Source organism: Paenibacillus sp. S25, assembly GCF_019454085.1.
Lineage (GTDB): Bacteria > Bacillota > Bacilli > Paenibacillales > Paenibacillaceae > Paenibacillus > Paenibacillus polymyxa_B.
Window position 1 is genome coordinate 654,443 of record NZ_CP073683.1, and the last position, 17,560, is coordinate 672,002.

At 42.7% G+C, this 17,560-nt stretch carries 14 protein-coding genes; 10 read left to right on the forward strand and 4 right to left on the reverse strand.

The features are described 5' to 3' along the window. Positions 1–192: 192 nt before the first annotated feature. Both KAI37_RS02930 and KAI37_RS02935 read right to left on the reverse strand, forming a co-directional pair. A complete protein-coding gene (locus KAI37_RS02930; RefSeq protein ID WP_071639418.1) occupies positions 193–774 on the reverse strand; it encodes a TetR/AcrR family transcriptional regulator in 582 nt (193 codons plus the stop codon). A 93-nt stretch (positions 775–867) separates the two neighbouring features. Beyond that, complete coding sequence (locus KAI37_RS02935; RefSeq protein WP_071639419.1) at positions 868–1,878, reverse strand: fumarylacetoacetate hydrolase family protein; 1,011 nt, start codon at positions 1,876–1,878, stop codon at positions 868–870. A 165-nt stretch (positions 1,879–2,043) separates the two neighbouring features. On the opposite strand from KAI37_RS02935, the gene KAI37_RS02940 reads away from it, so the two are divergent. The 8 genes from KAI37_RS02940 (at position 2,044) to KAI37_RS02975 (ending at position 10,535) form a co-directional block, all read left to right on the forward strand. After that, the gene (locus KAI37_RS02940; RefSeq protein ID WP_071639420.1) at positions 2,044–3,066 is read left to right on the forward strand and encodes an MBL fold metallo-hydrolase; all 1,023 of its coding nucleotides are present in this window, start codon (positions 2,044–2,046) and stop codon (positions 3,064–3,066) included. 1,219 nt (positions 3,067–4,285) lie between these two features. After that, complete coding sequence (locus KAI37_RS26265) at positions 4,286–4,456, forward strand: hypothetical protein (protein ID WP_233901808.1); 171 nt, start codon at positions 4,286–4,288, stop codon at positions 4,454–4,456. A 699-nt stretch (positions 4,457–5,155) separates the two neighbouring features. Next, entirely contained in the window at positions 5,156–5,974 is an 819-nt protein-coding gene (locus KAI37_RS02950) for an alpha/beta fold hydrolase (protein WP_071639423.1), read from the forward strand. 228 nt (positions 5,975–6,202) lie between these two features. After that, positions 6,203–7,393: a multidrug effflux MFS transporter gene (locus KAI37_RS02955; protein ID WP_220030686.1), complete on the forward strand. Its 1,191-nt coding sequence runs from the start codon at positions 6,203–6,205 to the stop codon at positions 7,391–7,393. A gap of 467 nt (positions 7,394–7,860) precedes the next feature. Beyond that, entirely contained in the window at positions 7,861–8,448 is a 588-nt protein-coding gene (locus KAI37_RS02960; RefSeq protein WP_220030687.1) for a pyridoxine/pyridoxamine 5'-phosphate oxidase, read from the forward strand. After that, a complete protein-coding gene (locus KAI37_RS02965) occupies positions 8,436–8,951 on the forward strand; it encodes a VOC family protein (protein WP_220030688.1) in 516 nt (171 codons plus the stop codon). The genes KAI37_RS02960 and KAI37_RS02965 overlap by 13 nt, the downstream gene beginning before the upstream one ends. A gap of 149 nt (positions 8,952–9,100) precedes the next feature. Next, the gene (locus KAI37_RS02970; protein ID WP_071639427.1) at positions 9,101–9,622 is read left to right on the forward strand and encodes a hypothetical protein; all 522 of its coding nucleotides are present in this window, start codon (positions 9,101–9,103) and stop codon (positions 9,620–9,622) included. 487 nt (positions 9,623–10,109) lie between these two features. Then, positions 10,110–10,535: a MarR family winged helix-turn-helix transcriptional regulator gene (locus tag KAI37_RS02975; protein ID WP_071639428.1), complete on the forward strand. Its 426-nt coding sequence runs from the start codon at positions 10,110–10,112 to the stop codon at positions 10,533–10,535. Positions 10,536–10,802: 267 nt separating this feature from the next. Here KAI37_RS02975 and KAI37_RS02980 read toward each other — a convergent pair whose 3' ends face one another. Continuing rightward, positions 10,803–11,777 carry a bile acid:sodium symporter family protein gene (locus tag KAI37_RS02980; RefSeq protein WP_220030689.1) on the reverse strand — a complete coding sequence of 325 codons (975 nt, stop codon included), beginning with the start codon at positions 11,775–11,777 and terminating at the stop codon, positions 10,803–10,805. Positions 11,778–11,891: 114 nt separating this feature from the next. Next, the gene (locus KAI37_RS02985; RefSeq protein ID WP_220030690.1) at positions 11,892–12,773 is read right to left on the reverse strand and encodes an AraC family transcriptional regulator; all 882 of its coding nucleotides are present in this window, start codon (positions 12,771–12,773) and stop codon (positions 11,892–11,894) included. 136 nt (positions 12,774–12,909) lie between these two features. On the opposite strand from KAI37_RS02985, the gene KAI37_RS02990 reads away from it, so the two are divergent. Next, positions 12,910–16,266, forward strand: a complete 3,357-nt coding sequence (locus tag KAI37_RS02990) for a tetratricopeptide repeat protein (protein ID WP_220030691.1) — start codon at positions 12,910–12,912, stop codon at positions 16,264–16,266. After that, positions 16,259–17,545, forward strand: a complete 1,287-nt coding sequence (locus KAI37_RS02995; protein WP_104497254.1) for a cellulase-like family protein — start codon at positions 16,259–16,261, stop codon at positions 17,543–17,545. The genes KAI37_RS02990 and KAI37_RS02995 overlap by 8 nt, the downstream gene beginning before the upstream one ends. Positions 17,546–17,560: the final 15 nt, after the last annotated feature.

Sequence of the window (17,560 nt, forward strand, 5' to 3'; positions counted from 1 at the left end):
ACCATTATAGTTGAGACAAATGTAATTAATAAATGAGATTTTTTTTCAATATATGTTTGAGACAAAGTGGGGGCCTTGATTCATCAGAAGTACCGATGGATCAAGGCTTTTCTACTTTATATGGTGATGAATAATAATTGGTGATGTTTTGAGAGGAGAAGCTAGACTTATCATTAAATAAATCAATAAAGCTTATGACTGAGACAAGATTCCTTTAACAAACAATGAGACACTGTGCTTGTAGAACTCTTCCTCGGTGACGAGTTGGGACTGATATTGCCGGTGAATCAGCTCGCTCATCTGAAATCCGTAGCACATCGAGAGGAAAGTCATGGCGGCAAGACGCTCATCCTGTCTGGCTATAACTTTTTTCTTCTGCAGGTGTTCAAAATATTCAACCAGCAAGGAGTGCAGCTTCACCGGCGGATCGGCCAGCACTCTGTCCAATTCGGGAAGCATTCCTTTGTCACGGATGCCAATCAAAATGATGTCCGCATTTTTATGGAAAAACAAACGGTACTGCTGACTTACATTCAGCAGATCTACTTCCGGATTATCGGTCGCATCCTCTTTTAACAGCTTCTCAAATTGTGGGATATCCGAATGTCTTTCAATGATGGCTTCCAATATGCCTTGCTTGCTTCCAAATTGCCGGAAAATCGTAGATTCATTGACTTTAGCTTCCGTTGCAATGGCTTTGGTGCTTACTCCCCGATAGCCCTTCTTTTTGATGAGCCGTGTCGCGGCTTCAATGATTCTGTCTGAAGTTTGCATTGCATTTCTCCTTTTACATATGTTAAACCTATTCTACTACAAGATTTTGCATATGCAGCAGGGTCGGGGTTCATCATTTTCATAAACGTTTATTTAAGGCAAATCGCTTCTTTTTTCCCAGCGGCTTGGTTCAGTAATCTTGACATGATCAGGCACCAATTGCGTGAGCGAGCCTAATTTATCAAATGTAATCTGGATTCGGTCAGAGGGCAATAGCCATTGTTCAGTCTCGATTGCGCAGCAATCCGGTATCGTCCCCATTCCTATAATCGTGCCCGGGAGCGGCGTGAAAACTTTGAGAATCTCCTCCATCACTTTTGCAGGGTGTACAGAATACTCGGATGTGCTTCCCTTCCAGTGCAGTCTCTCCCCGATCCGTACATCCACATCCAGTGCCAGCGGGTTGCCGATTTCATCCGGCGTAGCCAGAAATGGTCCTATTCCTTTGCTGCGATCAAAATCTTTGCAGCGCGTCGGTCCAGTCAGCGCCAGGAAATCAGGCCACTGCACATCGCGAACAGTACTGTCGTTAAAAATAACATAACCTGCAATGCAATTCCCCTTCCCTGTAACAAAGGCCAGCTCCGGCTCGATATCCAGGTAGGAAGAGTACGAAGGCCAATGTATCGTATCCCCATCGCCAATTAATGCATTATGGTTACACTTGTAATAACTGAAAATTACTTTATTCGGATCTTGCTGGAATTTTTCAGCAATTTTTCGTTTAAGTTCTTCTCTTTCCGGTCCTGTGTATTCTCTTTGCAGCAGATTTACGCCAGCATTTCTCAGATGTCTTGGCGTCAGCCCGAAATCGATAAGCGCAGCCGGATGCGGAACCGGCGGCAGCAATTTTACCGCTGCAATCGGGCAGACTTCATTTTCATTGAATTGATGCGACAGTTCGACAGCATATTGCATCAATTCCTTAGCGGCATCATAACTTGCCGGCAAATAATGAAGATAGCTGTCCATACTTTCAAGACCGTCAACGAATGTTCCCTGCTTTTTCATGATTGCGGCAAAAGACACGACAAATTTCTCGTTAATTACAAGCCCAAACAAAGGTTCCTGAGATGTCTTGGTTTGAAAGGTTACTAGCTTCATGTTGCAGCGCCTCCATCCATGTTGTTTGATGTTGTTCTGTTACTATCATATTGCATAAAATAAATGCATGCAAGTGCTTGCTTGCATTTATGTTTTCGATTCTCTATACTAAAGACATAATCAGTGTGCTTTACCCCAAAAACATATACGCAAAGGAGAATTTTCATGAAGTATGGACGTATTATCCAAAAACCTCGCGTTAAATTTTTTGAAGTCGCAAATGGCGTCTTTGCCGGTATTTCGCCGTATCGCGGCATCAGTTGGGCCAATGCCGGGTTCATCAACAAGGGCGGAGGGCTGGTGTATGACACGTTCTTCGATTTGTTCCATGCGCGGGAAATGCGGGAGGCTTTTAAGGAAGTAAGCAACGGCGGCTCTCCCGCATATGTGGTGAATTCGCACTATAACAGTGACCATGCCTGGGGAAACAAAGTGTTTGAAGATGCTTGCATTATTATGCACAAGGAAGCGTCCAGAGAGCGTCTCACCGAAAATATCGCCTGGATGGATAGCGTCATCAGAAGAGGAAAGAATTCTCCGGAATCGACTTCGGGCGAGCGGTTTTTTGCAGCGGAATTTGAAGGATTCGACCTGGAAGGCGTAGAATGGGTGCTCCCGAATATTGAGATAAAGGACGATATCAACATCCGTCTTGGCGATATGGAAGTTATGATTTACAACGTAGCTCCGGCCCACTCTGACAGTGACTTGCTGCTGTGGATGCCAAAAGAAAAGGTGCTGTTCGCCGGCGATGTCGTGTTTAACGGTTGTACGGCATACAGCGAAGAGGGAACCCTCAATTGGGTTAAAGTGCTTGATCGCATTATTGATGAAATTAAACCCGAAATCGTTGTTCCAGGACATGGCACCATCTGCGGCCTGGACTTCGTGAAGGAGCAAAGAGACTACCTCCTGAACCTGATTAGCGAGTTTAACAAGCATTACAATGACGAAATTGATACCTTGTCCCTGACCAAGCAAATTGATATTTCCCGCTTCCTTCATTGGATTCAGCCAGAACGGTTGTATGTTACAGTGGATATCCTATTGAAAAGCAAACGAGGGTTACCACCCCTTCCAATTTGGAACGAGGTGCCTGCTAAGCTGGAAGACATGAAAGCTTTTTTGGCCGGAAAATATGGCGATCAGATCAAGCCATGGGACCCTATGAGTGTTTGGCAAGAATAGCAAGTTGAAGCTAGCGTACGAAAAACAAAAAACGGCCTTGTCGCAAACGATGAACTGTGACCCCAATTGAGGACACTTTGAATAAAGCCCGCTTGGGCAGCCAATAGAGAGAGTCGTCATTAATTACCTCCTGGGAACAGTCGGATAATAATTTTTTTAGTGAATTATCTTGTTGACCATTCCACGGGCAAATTTATCAAAGGCTATACTATGTTAACCCTAGGTTGGTCGGACGGGTTTAGCTTTGCTCCACTTGATTTTTTCATGCTCTCTTCCGCCAAAATCACCAATCGGTTGTGAAGAATTAGCATCTACGACTTCTTTATATACATTTCCCAAAAAAGACACCGTAAATAATGCTGTAAATAAAAGCGATATGATAAAAATATATGATTACAGAATGGTCGGAGGTACGGGGCGGTCTTATTATGATACTATCTTTCAAGCCCCAAAACAGGGGATTTGTCCATCGTCGTTTGAACGCTGGAGGAACTCCTGCACCTTAACCTCAACTGGGGAGGTAGGAGACGTGGAGGTTCCGAAACCGGTTCTCTATGCTGTCGGATTCGGGAAGAGGCCGAAAGAATGATAAAACGCTAATGACTGCTGTTGTCAGTAGCGTTTTTTATAGTACGCTCAGCATGGCGTCATCTCTAGGGTGAGAGTCCCGAACGTAGGCTGGCTAACGCCTACCGTTACCAAGAGCAAGGGTGTTCATCGCGAGGTGGAATCTGGAGGAAGCTGGAGGCAAATGCACGAGCCAAGGTACACGAACTGGATTTGAGGCAGGGATCGCAGATGAGTCACTTATGCATAACGAAATCCGAAGTCGCCAAGGGCATCCCTGTAGACTCCAGTGGTTGCGGGCAGAAAAATGGCGCTCTTATCTGGGGAGGCGTGCGAGGACAGGGGCTTGCCGCTCGTTTCTACTCGATCTGGGGTTATATCTAGAATAAATGAGGAGTGTTGTTTTCATCAGAAGTACAGCAGAAGCATTTCAGGTCTTTTGAAACGACGGTTCAACGGTATTTAGTTGAACCAGAAAACCTCAATATGGAGCAACTACATGCAAAACCGCATGAGAAAGAAGGTCGATTGGGCAAATGTATATGCATTTGATACAATTCATGCATTTGCGTAATGTTGACCAAAGTTTGGCCGGAAGCGAAGCCGCATTGGGGATCATGGGAGAAAAAACAGAGAGTGGTAAGGCAAGGCAATGTCTGAGCTTGGAAGTTTTCCACCCATTCGGATACGGGTCCCGGATTCGCCGCAGTACACACCGCAGCAGCCGAAGAGTAAGGAGCAGTTTATAGAAGGACTTCGTGGTGTAGTGGAACGGATGAAACGTACTGAAATCACCTTGCGTCAGGAACCAGGATTTGAATAAAATCCTTCATCCCGGTTTCGATGCATTTAATGCTACAGAGTGGTTTTTACTAGTTAAAATGCAATACAGCATCATCTATTGCAGCTAGGGCGTTTGCAACATTTTTTAGAAAATAACGATGTATAAATTGCCAAGTAGAAGTGGTGTAACGATGTTAAATGTAAAAAAACAGCAGCAAAGTCGCTATTTTAAGTTGAAATTAAACATTGAAAAAGCTTGTCGCTGGCAAGCTTTTTTTGATGTCTTTTGAGCTAATAAAGATAATATGAAACCTATACAAGGTGGATGTATACTTATGCATTACAATAATGAGGATATTCTCATTAATTATGATTTTTATGGCTTACATGAGTTGGATAGCGATAATTTTCTCACTAATTATGAAAAACAGACTTGATCTATAAGGTGTTTTTTTGGTAATTTTCTCACTAATTATGACACCGCACATGTGAGGACCTTGATTTGTCAGAAACACTGATGAATCAAGGTTTTTCTACTTTATATGGTGATGAATAATAAAACAGGCAGTTTAGTTTAACTCCGGAAACAAGAATGGGGAACAAGTGTTCTTTACATGTATTATATATGAGTATATAATCAAAACGAAACGGAAACGGAGATCTGGTTTGCTTGATAAAATATGTAGATTCTTCTTTAGTGTAAGAATATTATAAATAACTCAATTTTGGAGGAGTCTGTATGCCATATTGTAAAGTCAAGAATGCCAATATATATTACGAGGAAATGGGTACAGGCAAACCGATTATAATGATCCATGGTTTTACACCAGACCATCGGTTAATGAGTGGGTGTATGGAACCGATATTTGAAGATATCCCCGGTTGGCGTCGTATCTATCTTGATTTGCCTGGAATGGGACAAACAAAGGATTACGATCAAATATGTAATTCAGATGAAATGCTAGAAGCAGTTATAAATTTTATTGAAACTCTTGTCCCAAACCAAGATTATCTCATAGCAGGCGAATCATACGGTGGATATATTACAAGAGGAATAATTAATAGACATAAAGATCGTATTGGTGGAGCTGCACTGATTTGTCCATTAATTATTCCTGAACACAAAAGAAGAATACTTCCCGAGCATTTTGTTGTTCATTGTGATCGCGAGTTTATAGACACCTTAAGTGAAGAGCAAATAAGTGATTTTAGCGCTAATCAAGTCGTTCTCAATGAATATAATTGGAAAAGGTATTCTGAAGAGATAGTGGCAGGTTGTAAGATCGCTGACTACGATTTTCTTAGCAAGATTCAAAGAAACTATGGATTTTCCACCAATATAGATGAATTGGTTTTCGATAAACCAACAGTTTTTACTCTTGGGCGACAAGATGCAGTTGTTGGTTACATAGATGCTTTTAGAATTTTAGACAATTATCCTAGAGCAACCTTTGCCGTTCTAGATCGAGCAGGCCATAATCTTCAGATTGAACAGGCTCTATTATTTGAGTCACTTATGCGTGAGTGGCTTGAAAGAGTAACAGAGTTTGGATTTTAGTTGTATATGAATCCATTGAACTAACGGGCAGTGTAGTTTAATTTACATGGTTTAAAAGCACAGGATATTATTGAATAGATATTTAAAAAAAAGTATAATTTTCTTCGTATGTTCAAAGGAAGGAAGTGAATTCATGAGTGATTTAGATAAAATTAAGCTCGTGAAGCCGCCATTTCCCAAGCTACGATGTTTTTCTTCCAACCTATTATGATCTAGGAGAGGATTTCTTTGAAGAAAAACATCGGAAACAAAAAACTAAGCTTATTATTACTGATTGTTTTAGTAGGCTTCCCACAAATTAGTGAAACGATCTTTAGCCCCTCATTACCTTCTATCGCTGTGGCGTTCGGCACTTCAATGAGTAAAGCACAGCATACAATGAGTGTGTTCTTTATTGCTTTTGCCTTGGGAGTATTTATCTTTGGGCGTTTGTCTGATAGAATAGGCCGACGCAAGGCAATGTTGTATGGGCTGTTTTTATATTTTGTTGGTAATGTACTTTGTTTAGTAGCACATGAAATGGCGGTTCTACTCGTTGCACGTTTTATTCAAGCGTTTGGTGCCAGCGTCGGCTCTATCGTGACACAAACGATTTTACGCGAAAGCTTTTTTGGCGTTGAGCGTCATAAATTGTTTGCTCAAATTTCGGCAGCCCTTGCTTTCACACCTGCTATTGGTCCATTGATCGGTGGATTCGCAGATTACTATTACGGCTTTAAAGTCGTATCTTTGCTGCTGGTTGGTATGAGCGTTATTGTATTTTGTTATGCTTTTGTACGCTTACCTGAGACAGCACTTGAAACAATCGAAATGAAACCTCTATTACCGATAGTCAAGCGAATGATTACAAACACTCGCCTATGGTGTTATGGCTTATTAATTGGTGGTATTAACGGAGTATTATTTAGCTATTATACCGAGGCACCGTTCATCTTCACACAATACTTTACACTGACAAGTGCGTTATACGGTTTTTTAGGTATGATCGTTGCACTCGCTTCTATCGCAGGTGCGATGCTGTCTAAACGACTCGTTAGCTCCAACGAACCCGAAAAGATTATCGTAAGTGGGTTAACCATCATGCTTATGGGGACATTGCTCGCTTTATCGGCATATTTTTTACCGAATTCAGTACAAATGCCAGCCATGATTGTTAGTGTGTTCATCATTTTATTTGGTACAGGTACCGCTCTGCCGAACTGTTTAAGTCTGGCACTCATTGACTTCCAAGACGTGGTTGGCTCTGCGGGTGCGCTCTTTAGCTTAGCTTACTATTTGCTCGTGAGTGCTGTAATCTACGGTATGAGCGTTTTCCATAACGGAACGATTCTTGCAATGCCGCTGTATTTTTTGGTACTAGGGATTATGATGCTCCTTATAAGTCTACCCCTCCTTAACAAAAAAAGTTTGACACTTTGATTAAGGTTTACAGGTGAATGAAAAACTGAATTTATATCTGCAAAAGAACCCATTTTGAATATCTTCTCAAAATGGGTTCTTTTTATTTATCGCAAATCTGAGTTGCGCTGACGGGAAACGTAAGCTTATTTTAGCAACTGGTAGTAGCAGTCTCTATGATGGTAAGAGAGGAGGAGACATTACGACTCTAGCTCACGAAACGTAGGGCTACCCAATGTGGATGAATAGGTCTGTTTTTCTCCTTTATGACTTGACCTTAGGTCTTACCCTAAGATATATGCTTAATTTGTATTCGAAACTTATGGGCCTGTCTGTTCATCAAATTCTTTATTTTGAAGAAAAAGTCATTGTTTCCTTCCTATATTGATGAAAATCATGATGTCTTATACACCTCAATCAATCACGGCACTCAAGTTGCATGAAATTCTTGCCCGCTAATTCATTAAGCTAACGGAAGGATGATCCACATGAATAACCCGAACGATCTATTAAGAAGTTTAGAATCATTGTCCGGTCCTTTTCCTTCATTTGATGTAAACATGTTACCAGAAACCCCAGGAGAATTGTTCCTGCAATGGCTGAACCTAGCGATTGAGAATGGGGTGAAAGAGCCACACGCGATGACACTTTCTACGGTTGATGCCAATGGCTACCCGGATGCGCGCGTATTAATATTGAAAAATGTGGTCAATGATACGTTTTACTTCGCTTCAAGTTCCGAGAGCCGCAAGGGTCAGCAATTGAAACGCAACCCGCAAGCAGCAATAACTTTTTACTGGCCAATGCTGGGTAGGCAGATCCGGTTGCGGGGGATGGTCGAGGATAGGGGGGATGAGGCCGGGACTTCCGATTTCTTGCAGCGGTCAGTGGAAGCCCGGGCTGTAGCGCTAACAGGTAATCAGAGTCGGGAGCTTGTAAGGGAGGAAGAGCTTGAGTATTCAGTTGCCAAACAGAAAGAGCGGATCAGCCGCGATCCAAATATTACAACTCTCAATTGGAGGTTGTATGCGATGAACGTAAGGGAGGCTGATTTTACTCCAAATTGGATTATTTAATTGCGGATGATAAGGATAATAATGAATTTACGGTTTATATGGGCTATACGCAAGTGGTCTTCAAAAAGGCGGATGATCAATTCTTAGTTCAGTATGGTAAGCCTTATTATCATATAGCCATCAACATTCCAGAGAATGAATTTGCAGAAGCGAAAAAAAGGGTATCTTCTCAAATCAGTCTTATTGAAGAGGATAACGAAGATGAAGTGTTTTTCGATTTCTGGAATTCTCATTCATTCTATTTTGAGGATCCGTCAGGAAATATCGTAGAATTCATTGCGAGGCATAATATGAAAAACCAAACGGATTATCCATTTTCGATAAAGGACTTGATCGGAGTGAGTGAGATCGGTATCGTTTCGAAAAACGTTCCAAATGCAGTAAAGAAGTTAAATGAGCTGGGGATACCGAACTTTGGAGAGTCATCTGAAAACTTTGGTCCCATAGGGGATGAGCATGGTCTATTCATCGTTGTGTATAAAGGAAGAGAGTGGTTTTTTTAAACGGAAAAGAGGCCGTATCTTATCCAGTAGAGGTATGAATCGAAAACATCGGACAGATCACTTTCACATCAGGCGAAGATTTCGTTTTTCATGATTGATCTTTCGAATAGCCCATCCGAACTAGATTTGATTGGAGAGTGAGGACGACTATGACTAACTATATAATATCTTTTACAAAAAAGTTCGATTATTTTTTCGAGCAAAAAGAAATCTCAAATATTATTTATTTACATGATGAGGATGATAATGAGAGGTTAGACCATGTCCTTTTCCTTGAGAAGGATGATGGTAATGTTATAGGCTTGTATATAAGAGGCATGAATCCGTTAATCTCAGTGAATAGAATTTACGATTTGGATGATTTTAATTTATTTGCAAGTTATGAAGGATTGGTTGAATCTAAGGAAAATATTAAACTCAGAATAGAGTATATATGTTTGTTTTTTAGCTCTAAATATAACGAACTATTAGGTTTTTATTTATCGAATAACGATGCATCCAGTTCCTTATTTGTATTATTTTTACAAGATGAGATTGACGTGAAAAAGAATTATAGTAAGTCAGACGCTAGTAAGGTAATTAAAAATAAGTATTCGACTGAAGGTTATATAACTTACGAAAAAAAGAGTGAGAGTGACTGGAGAGAAATGAAAATGGAATGTCAACAGTAAACTAAACAAAGTTTCAAATGTACTAGTCTTGATTTTTTTTGGGGGCTACCCAGTGCCGAATGAACCCATCATTCAACCAATAACACATCTAACCCATGTAATACCCGTATAAAGATTTCTCCATTTCTGTTGTACGCACATCAATGCTTGAAATTTATACCCTGAATATTGCTATTCCGTTATATTGAACAGGTTGATTATGGTCAGGTACCACATGATTGACCTGTTTTCTTTCTATCTTTGCTTTCTCGCATTTTTAAGATTAATTGCAGCAATGTACATGCATAGGACGATAGTTAGGATGGACTACTGTCAATAGAATGGACACTCTGAAACGAGAATCATTATGCTGCATTTGCATACTGGTTCGGTGATGACGGGTTGTAATATTTAAAATATTGTAGGAGTTTTGACCATTCCATTTAAGCTTGATACAATAGGTTAAACTAAGTGGAGATACTTCAATATAGAATGGTGTGGTCTAAACTTGCAACATGAAAACGAACTTTTGGATGTATGGTTGTCTTTGTCACACATCCATTCCACTTTAAATGATAAGTTAGAACAAGCTCTGCTACAAAAGTATGATTTATCCTTGAAGGAGTTTTATGTGTTGGGTTTTATATCCAATTCGGAGGAAAAAAAATTACGACTACAGCAACTTCAAGAATTGGTGGGATTAAGCCAAAGTGCGACATCGAGACTCGTAGTTAGAATGGAAGCCAAAAACTGCGGGGCTTTACAAAGACATACATGCGAGGATGATCGACGAGGTGTGTATACTCGTATTACGGAATTAGGTGAAAATAAATTCCAGCGTGCACTTCAAACCTTTAATCAGGTTCTTCAATCAGAACTTCAGAAAGATGGAGTGAAGTCACAATTTCAAAATCTTACGCAAAAGCTGTTTTAGACTTTGCAACCTGTGTGTATCGTTCTTAGTTTCCTTAGGGTAATATGTGGCTTGAACGTTGTGCCACGAAAGGCTCTTTACAGGGGCGTAGTTTATTACCCTACACGATTCAATAGAAATGTTATGAAGTGGAAAGTAACCATTTATATGATTGTGCATGCATGTTTTAATTAGGCTTCCAACCATGTACGCATAGAAATGCCCTTTCGAAACTCCTCCTCATGAGGAGGAGTTTTATCGTCTGGAACCGCCGCCAGCCCCCTTTGCTTAAGAAACAGAGGCTGTATTGCGCTTTTCCTTGGCGTTGCCGCGGTCGCGACGACTCAGCAGAAACCCAACCAGAGATGCTGTAGATTGTTGGAAAATCATCCCGAGTACAACAGGCAGTGCTACCGGGGCCGGAAAATAGGTGATGGCAAGTACGGCTCCCGCACTAATATTGCGCATGCCACCGTTAAAGACAAGCGCCGTACGATCTGCATCATTCCACCGCATCAGCCCTGATATCAGATAACCGATCGCATATCCAGTGGAAGCAAGGACGATTATGGATAGGCATACTCCGACAAGCTTGAGGTTAAAATCGACCAGATAAGGCGCGATGACAGATCCGTTAATCATGACGACAAGAGCCATAGCCAGCTTGGAGAACGGGCCTAGCCGAGGTCCCCATACCTGCTTGATCTTCCCTTTAGTCCATTCGTTCAACACCATGCCGATTAGCGAAGGAACGACAATCATCCAGAACAGGCTCTGCATCATCGCCCAGGTATCAAGTTGCACATCCGCTCCGATCAGCAGGGACATGATGCCCGGCACGGCGAATGGGGCCAAAATCGTATCAATTAAAATAATCGCCAATGTCAGCGCCGTGTTGCCTTTATAAATGTTGACCCACACGAAGCTGGAAATACCTGTAGGGATAGCTGCACCAAGAATAAGTCCAGTGATCGTATAAGGATCATTACTGAAGGCCAGATGCCCTAGCATCATGGCGAGAAGCGGCATGGCCAGGTGAAGAATAAACAGACAGGCGATCAGCGGACCAGGATGCTTTATTACATGGACAAAATCCTTAAACCCCATACTGATGCTGCCCGCGAAGGTCATGAATGCAAACAGCCAGGGAGAGAGTTCGGTATATTCTGACAACGACGTACCGATCAGGACGCCAATTAGAATGCTGATGGGTGTAATTAGCGGCATAGCTGCATTTAGTCTTCGATTCAACGTGAGGAGCATACAAAACTTCCTTTTTTAACCTTAAGTATAGACCTTGCACCCCCGATCCGTAAATGATCTGTGACCTTGCGTAGCCCGATAGAAGCAAATTTGAACGCTCCTGATGAACATAGATCAACCCTTCAAATTATTTCGGTATTCCAAAGGAGAACAGCCCATTATTTTTTTGAATAGCCTGGAGAAGTAGTAAGGGTCCCTAAAACCGAGTTGTATGCTAATTTCTTTAATAGAAGCATTCGTCAAATCCAAAAGCTGACTGGCCCTCTGTATCTTCATTCTTAAATAGTAATCGACAGGAGAGTAGCCGGTGGATTGCTTGAATATCAAGTTCAGATGCTGCTTGGATACCTGAACATGCCGACTAAGCTCCTCAAGCGAAAGGGTGGATTCCAATTGTTCACTCATATAGCGTGTTGCCTTATCCACATGACTCTGGTACGTACTGTCTTCCTTGCGAAATGCAACCGATACAACAAAACTCAGCAGATAACGGACAGTTTGCGATACTTGAACTAAATGTATGATGGAGTATGATTTGTTCAGTAAAAGGTCGTAACACTGATGAAATAGCTCTAGTAGTTTGACTTCATCACTGGAAGCCATCGAAATATACGTTTTAAAAGGCTCAAATAATGCTATAAAATCATCAGCTTGGTCCCCTTTAAGATGAAACCAGTAAATCGTCCAAGGATCTCCATCGTCAGCCCCATAAGCATGCGGCATGTCCCTGGGAATGTACGCAAAGCTTCGCTCCGTCATGTCAATCGTTAGGTTATCCTTTGTTCGTATCCAACCTTTTCCGCTGGTACAGTAGATAAATATATGAGAGTCACATCCGTGCATTCTTTCACGAAAATGATGGCGGGCATGGCTGAAGCAGCCTATATCCGTAATATATAGATCTTTTATAAGCGGATTCATATTTAATTTATCCAGCATATAGGGTGGAAGGACATATAACTTTTCACCCTCAAATCCATCAGCTTTCTTATTCATAATCTATCCATCTCCTAGCCTTAGGCGGCTCTAATGATGAAATACGTATATAGTCCATCATAAACAGTGGATTGTCAATTGTCTGTACTGTCGCTTACTTGTAAGCTCTGAATATAAGAGCGACTATGAGGGAGTGATGGAATTGAGCATCTTCGACGCTAAGGCACGCGTGTGGGAGGAAACCGTGCAGATCCCCACGTATGGAATTGGCAAACCCGACAAAAATCCAATGTTTCTGGAGAAACGTGTCTATCAGGGAAGCTCCGGTCGAGTGTATCCGCATCCGGTAATTGATAAAATTGAGGATGAAAAGAAGCTTGAGAATTATCAGTTGGTTTTTCTGGAAAATAAATATCTGCGCATTGAGATCATGCCAGAGCTGGGAGGCCGCATTTATCGTGCGGTCGACAAGACCAACGGTTACGATTTTGTTTATTATAACAGGGTCATCAAACCAGCGCTTGTGGGCTTATTGGGGCCGTGGATATCTGGAGGCATTGAGTTCAACTGGCCCCAGCATCACCGTCCCAACACCTACGGACCTGTTGAATACAAGTTGGAAGAACATGAGGATGGAAGTGCAACGGTATGGGTGAGCGAAATTGATCGTATGTTCGGCACGAAAGTAACAGCTGGTTTTACACTTCAACCGGATAAAGCATACCTTAAAGTTGGGGCCCAGCTATACAACCGGACTGCCGAGCCTCAAACGTTTCTATGGTGGGCCAATCCAGCCATAGCGGTACACGAGCACACACAATCTGTTTTTCCTCCAGACGTATCAGCCGTGTTCGACCATGGAAAGCGAGATGTATCCCGTTTCCCAATTGCTACAGGCACTTATTATAAAATGGATTATTCTGAAGGCGTAGATATCTCCCGATATAAAAATATTCCTGTCCCCACTTCATATATGGCCTATAAATCGGATTATAATTTCATAGGTGGTTACGACCATATGAAACAAGCCGGGCTTTTGCATGTGGCTAACCATCACATCTCTCCTGGAAAAAAGCAATGGACATGGGGGAATGGCGAATTCGGCCAAGCTTGGGACCGGAATCTAACAGACGAAGACGGCCCCTACATCGAGTTGATGACGGGGATATATACCGATAACCAACCAGATTTCACTTGGCTTCAGCCGTACGAAGAAAAATCGTTCTCGCAGTATTTTATGCCTTACAAACATATTGGTATTGTTAAAAACGCTTCAATTGACGCAGCCGTTAATTTGGAATTAAATCGCAGCGAAGGGACGGCACAGATTGGAGTCTATGTAACTTCGTCATTTCGTGAGGCTGTTGTGGAATTAAGTAGTCAGCGGAAAGTTTATATCCAAGAAACCTTAGATCTGACACCTAATAAGGCCTTTATACAGAAGACAGTTATTTTGGCTGAGGATGAGGATTATGAACTATGCTTAACCGTCAAAGACGCGACCGGAAGGGAGCTGATTAGCTACCAGCCGAAGAAGAAGGAAGTTGAACAGATGCCGGCTGCTGCTGCCGCCCTGCCAGAACCGGAGGAATTAAGAACGAACGAAGAATTGTATTTAGCAGGACAACACTTGGAGCAATACCGTCATGCTACCTTTGAACCCGAGGCGTATTATCTTGAGGGCCTGAAAAGAGATAAAAATGACAGCCGCATAAATGTGGCATATGGTACGTTGCTTCTTCGTAGAGGATTGTATTCAGAAAGTGAAGAGTGCTTTCGTAAAGCCATCTCACGAGTAACCTGGCGTAACTCTAATCCCTATGATGGTGAGGCCTACTACCAGCTTGGTTTGTCGCTAAAATACCAAGAGCGGATGGATGAGGCGTTCGCTGCATTTTATAAATCAGTATGGAGTGCGGCATGGCAAGACAGCGGGTACTTCTCACTGGCACAGATTGCGACAGAAAAAGGGAACTATGAAGAAGCGTTGGAACTCGTGGAGCGCTCGACAATCCGAAATGCTCGCAACTACAAAGCACGCAACCTGAAGTCGGCTATTCTTCGTAAGCTTGGCAGCTACGAAGCGGCAATAGCCTATTCCAAGGAAACGATTAAGCTCGATATCGCCGATTTTGGAGCTTACCGTGAGCAAGCATTATCATTAGAGGCTCTCGGGTTACGAGATGATGCTAAAACGGTTTTTGAAGAGCTGGAAAAATGGATGCGTGGAGATGTGCATAATTATATAGCAGTAGCATCGGACTATGCGGCGGCGGGACTCTATGAGGATGCAGTATGTGTGTTGGAAGAAGCTCCAGAGCAGGCAAAAACATACCCTATGCTGTATTACGTTCAGGCCTTCTGCTATGCTAAAATCGGCAAGCATGAGCAGGCGAACTATGCTCTCGCTCAGGCCGCAGTTGCAGTTCCCGACTACTGCTTTCCTAACAGTCTGTTTGAGTTGGATGTATTACAATTTGCAATTCGAACAAGACCGGGGGATGGAAAGGCGCATTATTACTTAGGTAATTTACTCTATGACAAGAAACGGCATTGGGATGCCATTTCCAGCTGGGAAACGTCTCGTTCCATTGACGATACTTACCCCGTTGTTCACCGTAATCTTGCTCTTGGATATTTTAACAAACAAGGCCAAGTAGAGAAGGCTCGTCATTCGTTAGAGCAGGCATTTGCGTGCAATACTTCAGACGCGCGTGTTCTTTATGAGCTTGACCAGCTGTATAAGAAGCTGAACATCAAGCCCAACGACAGATTGAACCTAATGGAGAGGTATCCGGGAATCATAAAGCTTCGCGATGATCTGTTTTTAGAATATGTAACCGCTCACAATGCGATGAAGCAGCATAAAATAGCGTTGTCCTTGCTGACAGGGAGAATATTTCATCCATGGGAAGGCGGAGAGGGGAAGGTAACTGGACAGTATAGGCTTGCCAAGGTAGAGCTTGCGAAGTCCGACCTGAGGTCTGGGCAGATTGAACAGGCTGTAAAAGGGCTGCAGGAGGCTTTAGTATATCCAGAGAATCTTGGCGAAGGTAAGCTAGAGGGTTCCCAAGATAACGATATCTATTATTATTTGGGCTGCGCGTATGAGCTATTGAAATTAACAGATGAGGCAAAGCAGGCTTTTTCCACGGCCTCTCAAGGACTGGGGGAACCCATTAACGCCATGTATTACAACGATCAACAGCCAGATATGATATTTTACCAAGGAGTGGCCTGGCAGAAACTTGGTTATGCGAAGGAAGGAAAGCGTCGATTCAACAAGCTCATTGATTACGCCGAAAGGCACTTGTTTGAGCCCGTGAAAATGGATTATTTTGCGGTCTCGTTACCCGACTTTCTCATCTTTGAAGATGACCTGAATATTCGTAATCAGGTTCATTGTACTTATATGAAAGCACTTGGTTTGCTTGGATTAGGAAGACAGGACGAAGCTATCTTGCATTTTGAATCGGTGCTTAAGCTGGAAGCTAACCATCAAGGAGCATTGAACCATATGGACTGGAGCTGGGAGGGGAAATCAAATGAGTAAACTCATGAGAAATGTACCGCGCAAATTGACAATCACCATGTGGGACTTTTCTTGGTATACAATGACGCAGGAAGGTGAGCCCTACAGCGATCTTGAAGCCCGTTTTAAAGAAGCGGTCGAAAGAGGCTACAATACGATCCGAATATGTGCTATGCCATTCATGTTGTTTACAGCAGATGGCAAACGTCCTGGACCCTTGGAGTTTGCTAACCTTGGGGAAGTAGGCCAGCGTACGCGTTGGTATAACTGTCGTGGCGGCGCAGTACTGGACGGGCACGCTCATTTACTTGAACTGTTTAGACAAGCAAAGGCTCATAACTGTTACATTATGTTATCCTCTTGGGAATATCAGCAGAGTCCCAGCTTTCTGGCTCATGCTGAGCTTAGAGATGAATTAGCTGCAATACCTCCTAAGGAGAGATTTATGGCCATTGCAAAATCAATGGATCAGTTGATCCGTTTCGTCACAGCAGAAGGCTATAGGAACCAGATCATCTATACAGAGTTGCATAACGAAGTGGAATTTGGGCAGTTAAACGCCGTCGGAACGTCTGAAGGCATAGCCGAAACGAATGTACCAGCACTAATTGAAGCCATGCAGCCCTATGTAGAAGAAGCGATTGAATATCTTCGCCAATGTCATCCCGATATTATGATGACGGCAAGCTATACGTTAAATGAAGCCTACCCTAAAGCTTACGTCGCGCGCAATATGCAGGTTGCCCATTTTCATCTTTATATTAAAGGGGTGCTCAATGAGCTTATGGAAGCGGCAGGGCTTTATGATGAGTTGGCGCCGTTCCCCAATCCATTCGTACAATCCCTATTAAGAGAAGATGCTCCTCCATTTGCAAAGTGGACCCTGCCTCCGGAGCAGAATTGGCGGATGGAAGGCAATCCGGTCGGCATGAGGCTTATTTATTTACACGACTGGGTAGATCCCGACCAATGGGACTTATTTTTGTACGATCGGTATGGAGACCATAAAATTGCCATGTTGCAGAAGGCCGACACCCGTTTGGAAGAGATTCATGAATGGACTCGTCATTCCGGCATTCCAATAGTCATAGGAGAAGGTTATGTAGGCTACACGCCGCTGTATGCCCAATTTGAAGAAGGCCCAGTCGGCAAATTTATCGCTGAATATGTGTTGCGAAAAGGAATGGCACTTGGGTTCTGGGGAATGACCCTCTGTTCTAACTGTGCTCCCCATCATCCATTCTGGAATGATATCGCCTGGCAGCGCAAGTGGAATCAATTTATCCTGAATTCAGATTAACGAGTGAGGGGAGTG

What these genes read in the sequence shown, in the direction of transcription:
- KAI37_RS02930 (WP_071639418.1), bottom strand. Translation starts at nt 774, where the DNA reads ATGCAAACTTCAGACAGAATCATTGAAGCCGCGACACGGCTCATCAAA.
- KAI37_RS02935 (WP_071639419.1), bottom strand. Translation starts at nt 1,878, where the DNA reads ATGAAGCTAGTAACCTTTCAAACCAAGACATCTCAGGAACCTTTGTTT.
- KAI37_RS02940 (WP_071639420.1), top strand. Translation starts at nt 2,044, where the DNA reads ATGAAGTATGGACGTATTATCCAAAAACCTCGCGTTAAATTTTTTGAA.
- KAI37_RS26265 (WP_233901808.1), top strand. Translation starts at nt 4,286, where the DNA reads ATGTCTGAGCTTGGAAGTTTTCCACCCATTCGGATACGGGTCCCGGAT.
- KAI37_RS02950 (WP_071639423.1), top strand. Translation starts at nt 5,156, where the DNA reads ATGCCATATTGTAAAGTCAAGAATGCCAATATATATTACGAGGAAATG.
- KAI37_RS02960 (WP_220030687.1), top strand. Translation starts at nt 7,861, where the DNA reads ATGAATAACCCGAACGATCTATTAAGAAGTTTAGAATCATTGTCCGGT.
- KAI37_RS02970 (WP_071639427.1), top strand. Translation starts at nt 9,101, where the DNA reads ATGACTAACTATATAATATCTTTTACAAAAAAGTTCGATTATTTTTTC.
- KAI37_RS02980 (WP_220030689.1), bottom strand. Translation starts at nt 11,777, where the DNA reads ATGCTCCTCACGTTGAATCGAAGACTAAATGCAGCTATGCCGCTAATT.
- KAI37_RS02985 (WP_220030690.1), bottom strand. Translation starts at nt 12,773, where the DNA reads ATGAATAAGAAAGCTGATGGATTTGAGGGTGAAAAGTTATATGTCCTT.
- KAI37_RS02990 (WP_220030691.1), top strand. Translation starts at nt 12,910, where the DNA reads ATGGAATTGAGCATCTTCGACGCTAAGGCACGCGTGTGGGAGGAAACC.
- KAI37_RS02995 (WP_104497254.1), top strand. Translation starts at nt 16,259, where the DNA reads ATGAGTAAACTCATGAGAAATGTACCGCGCAAATTGACAATCACCATG.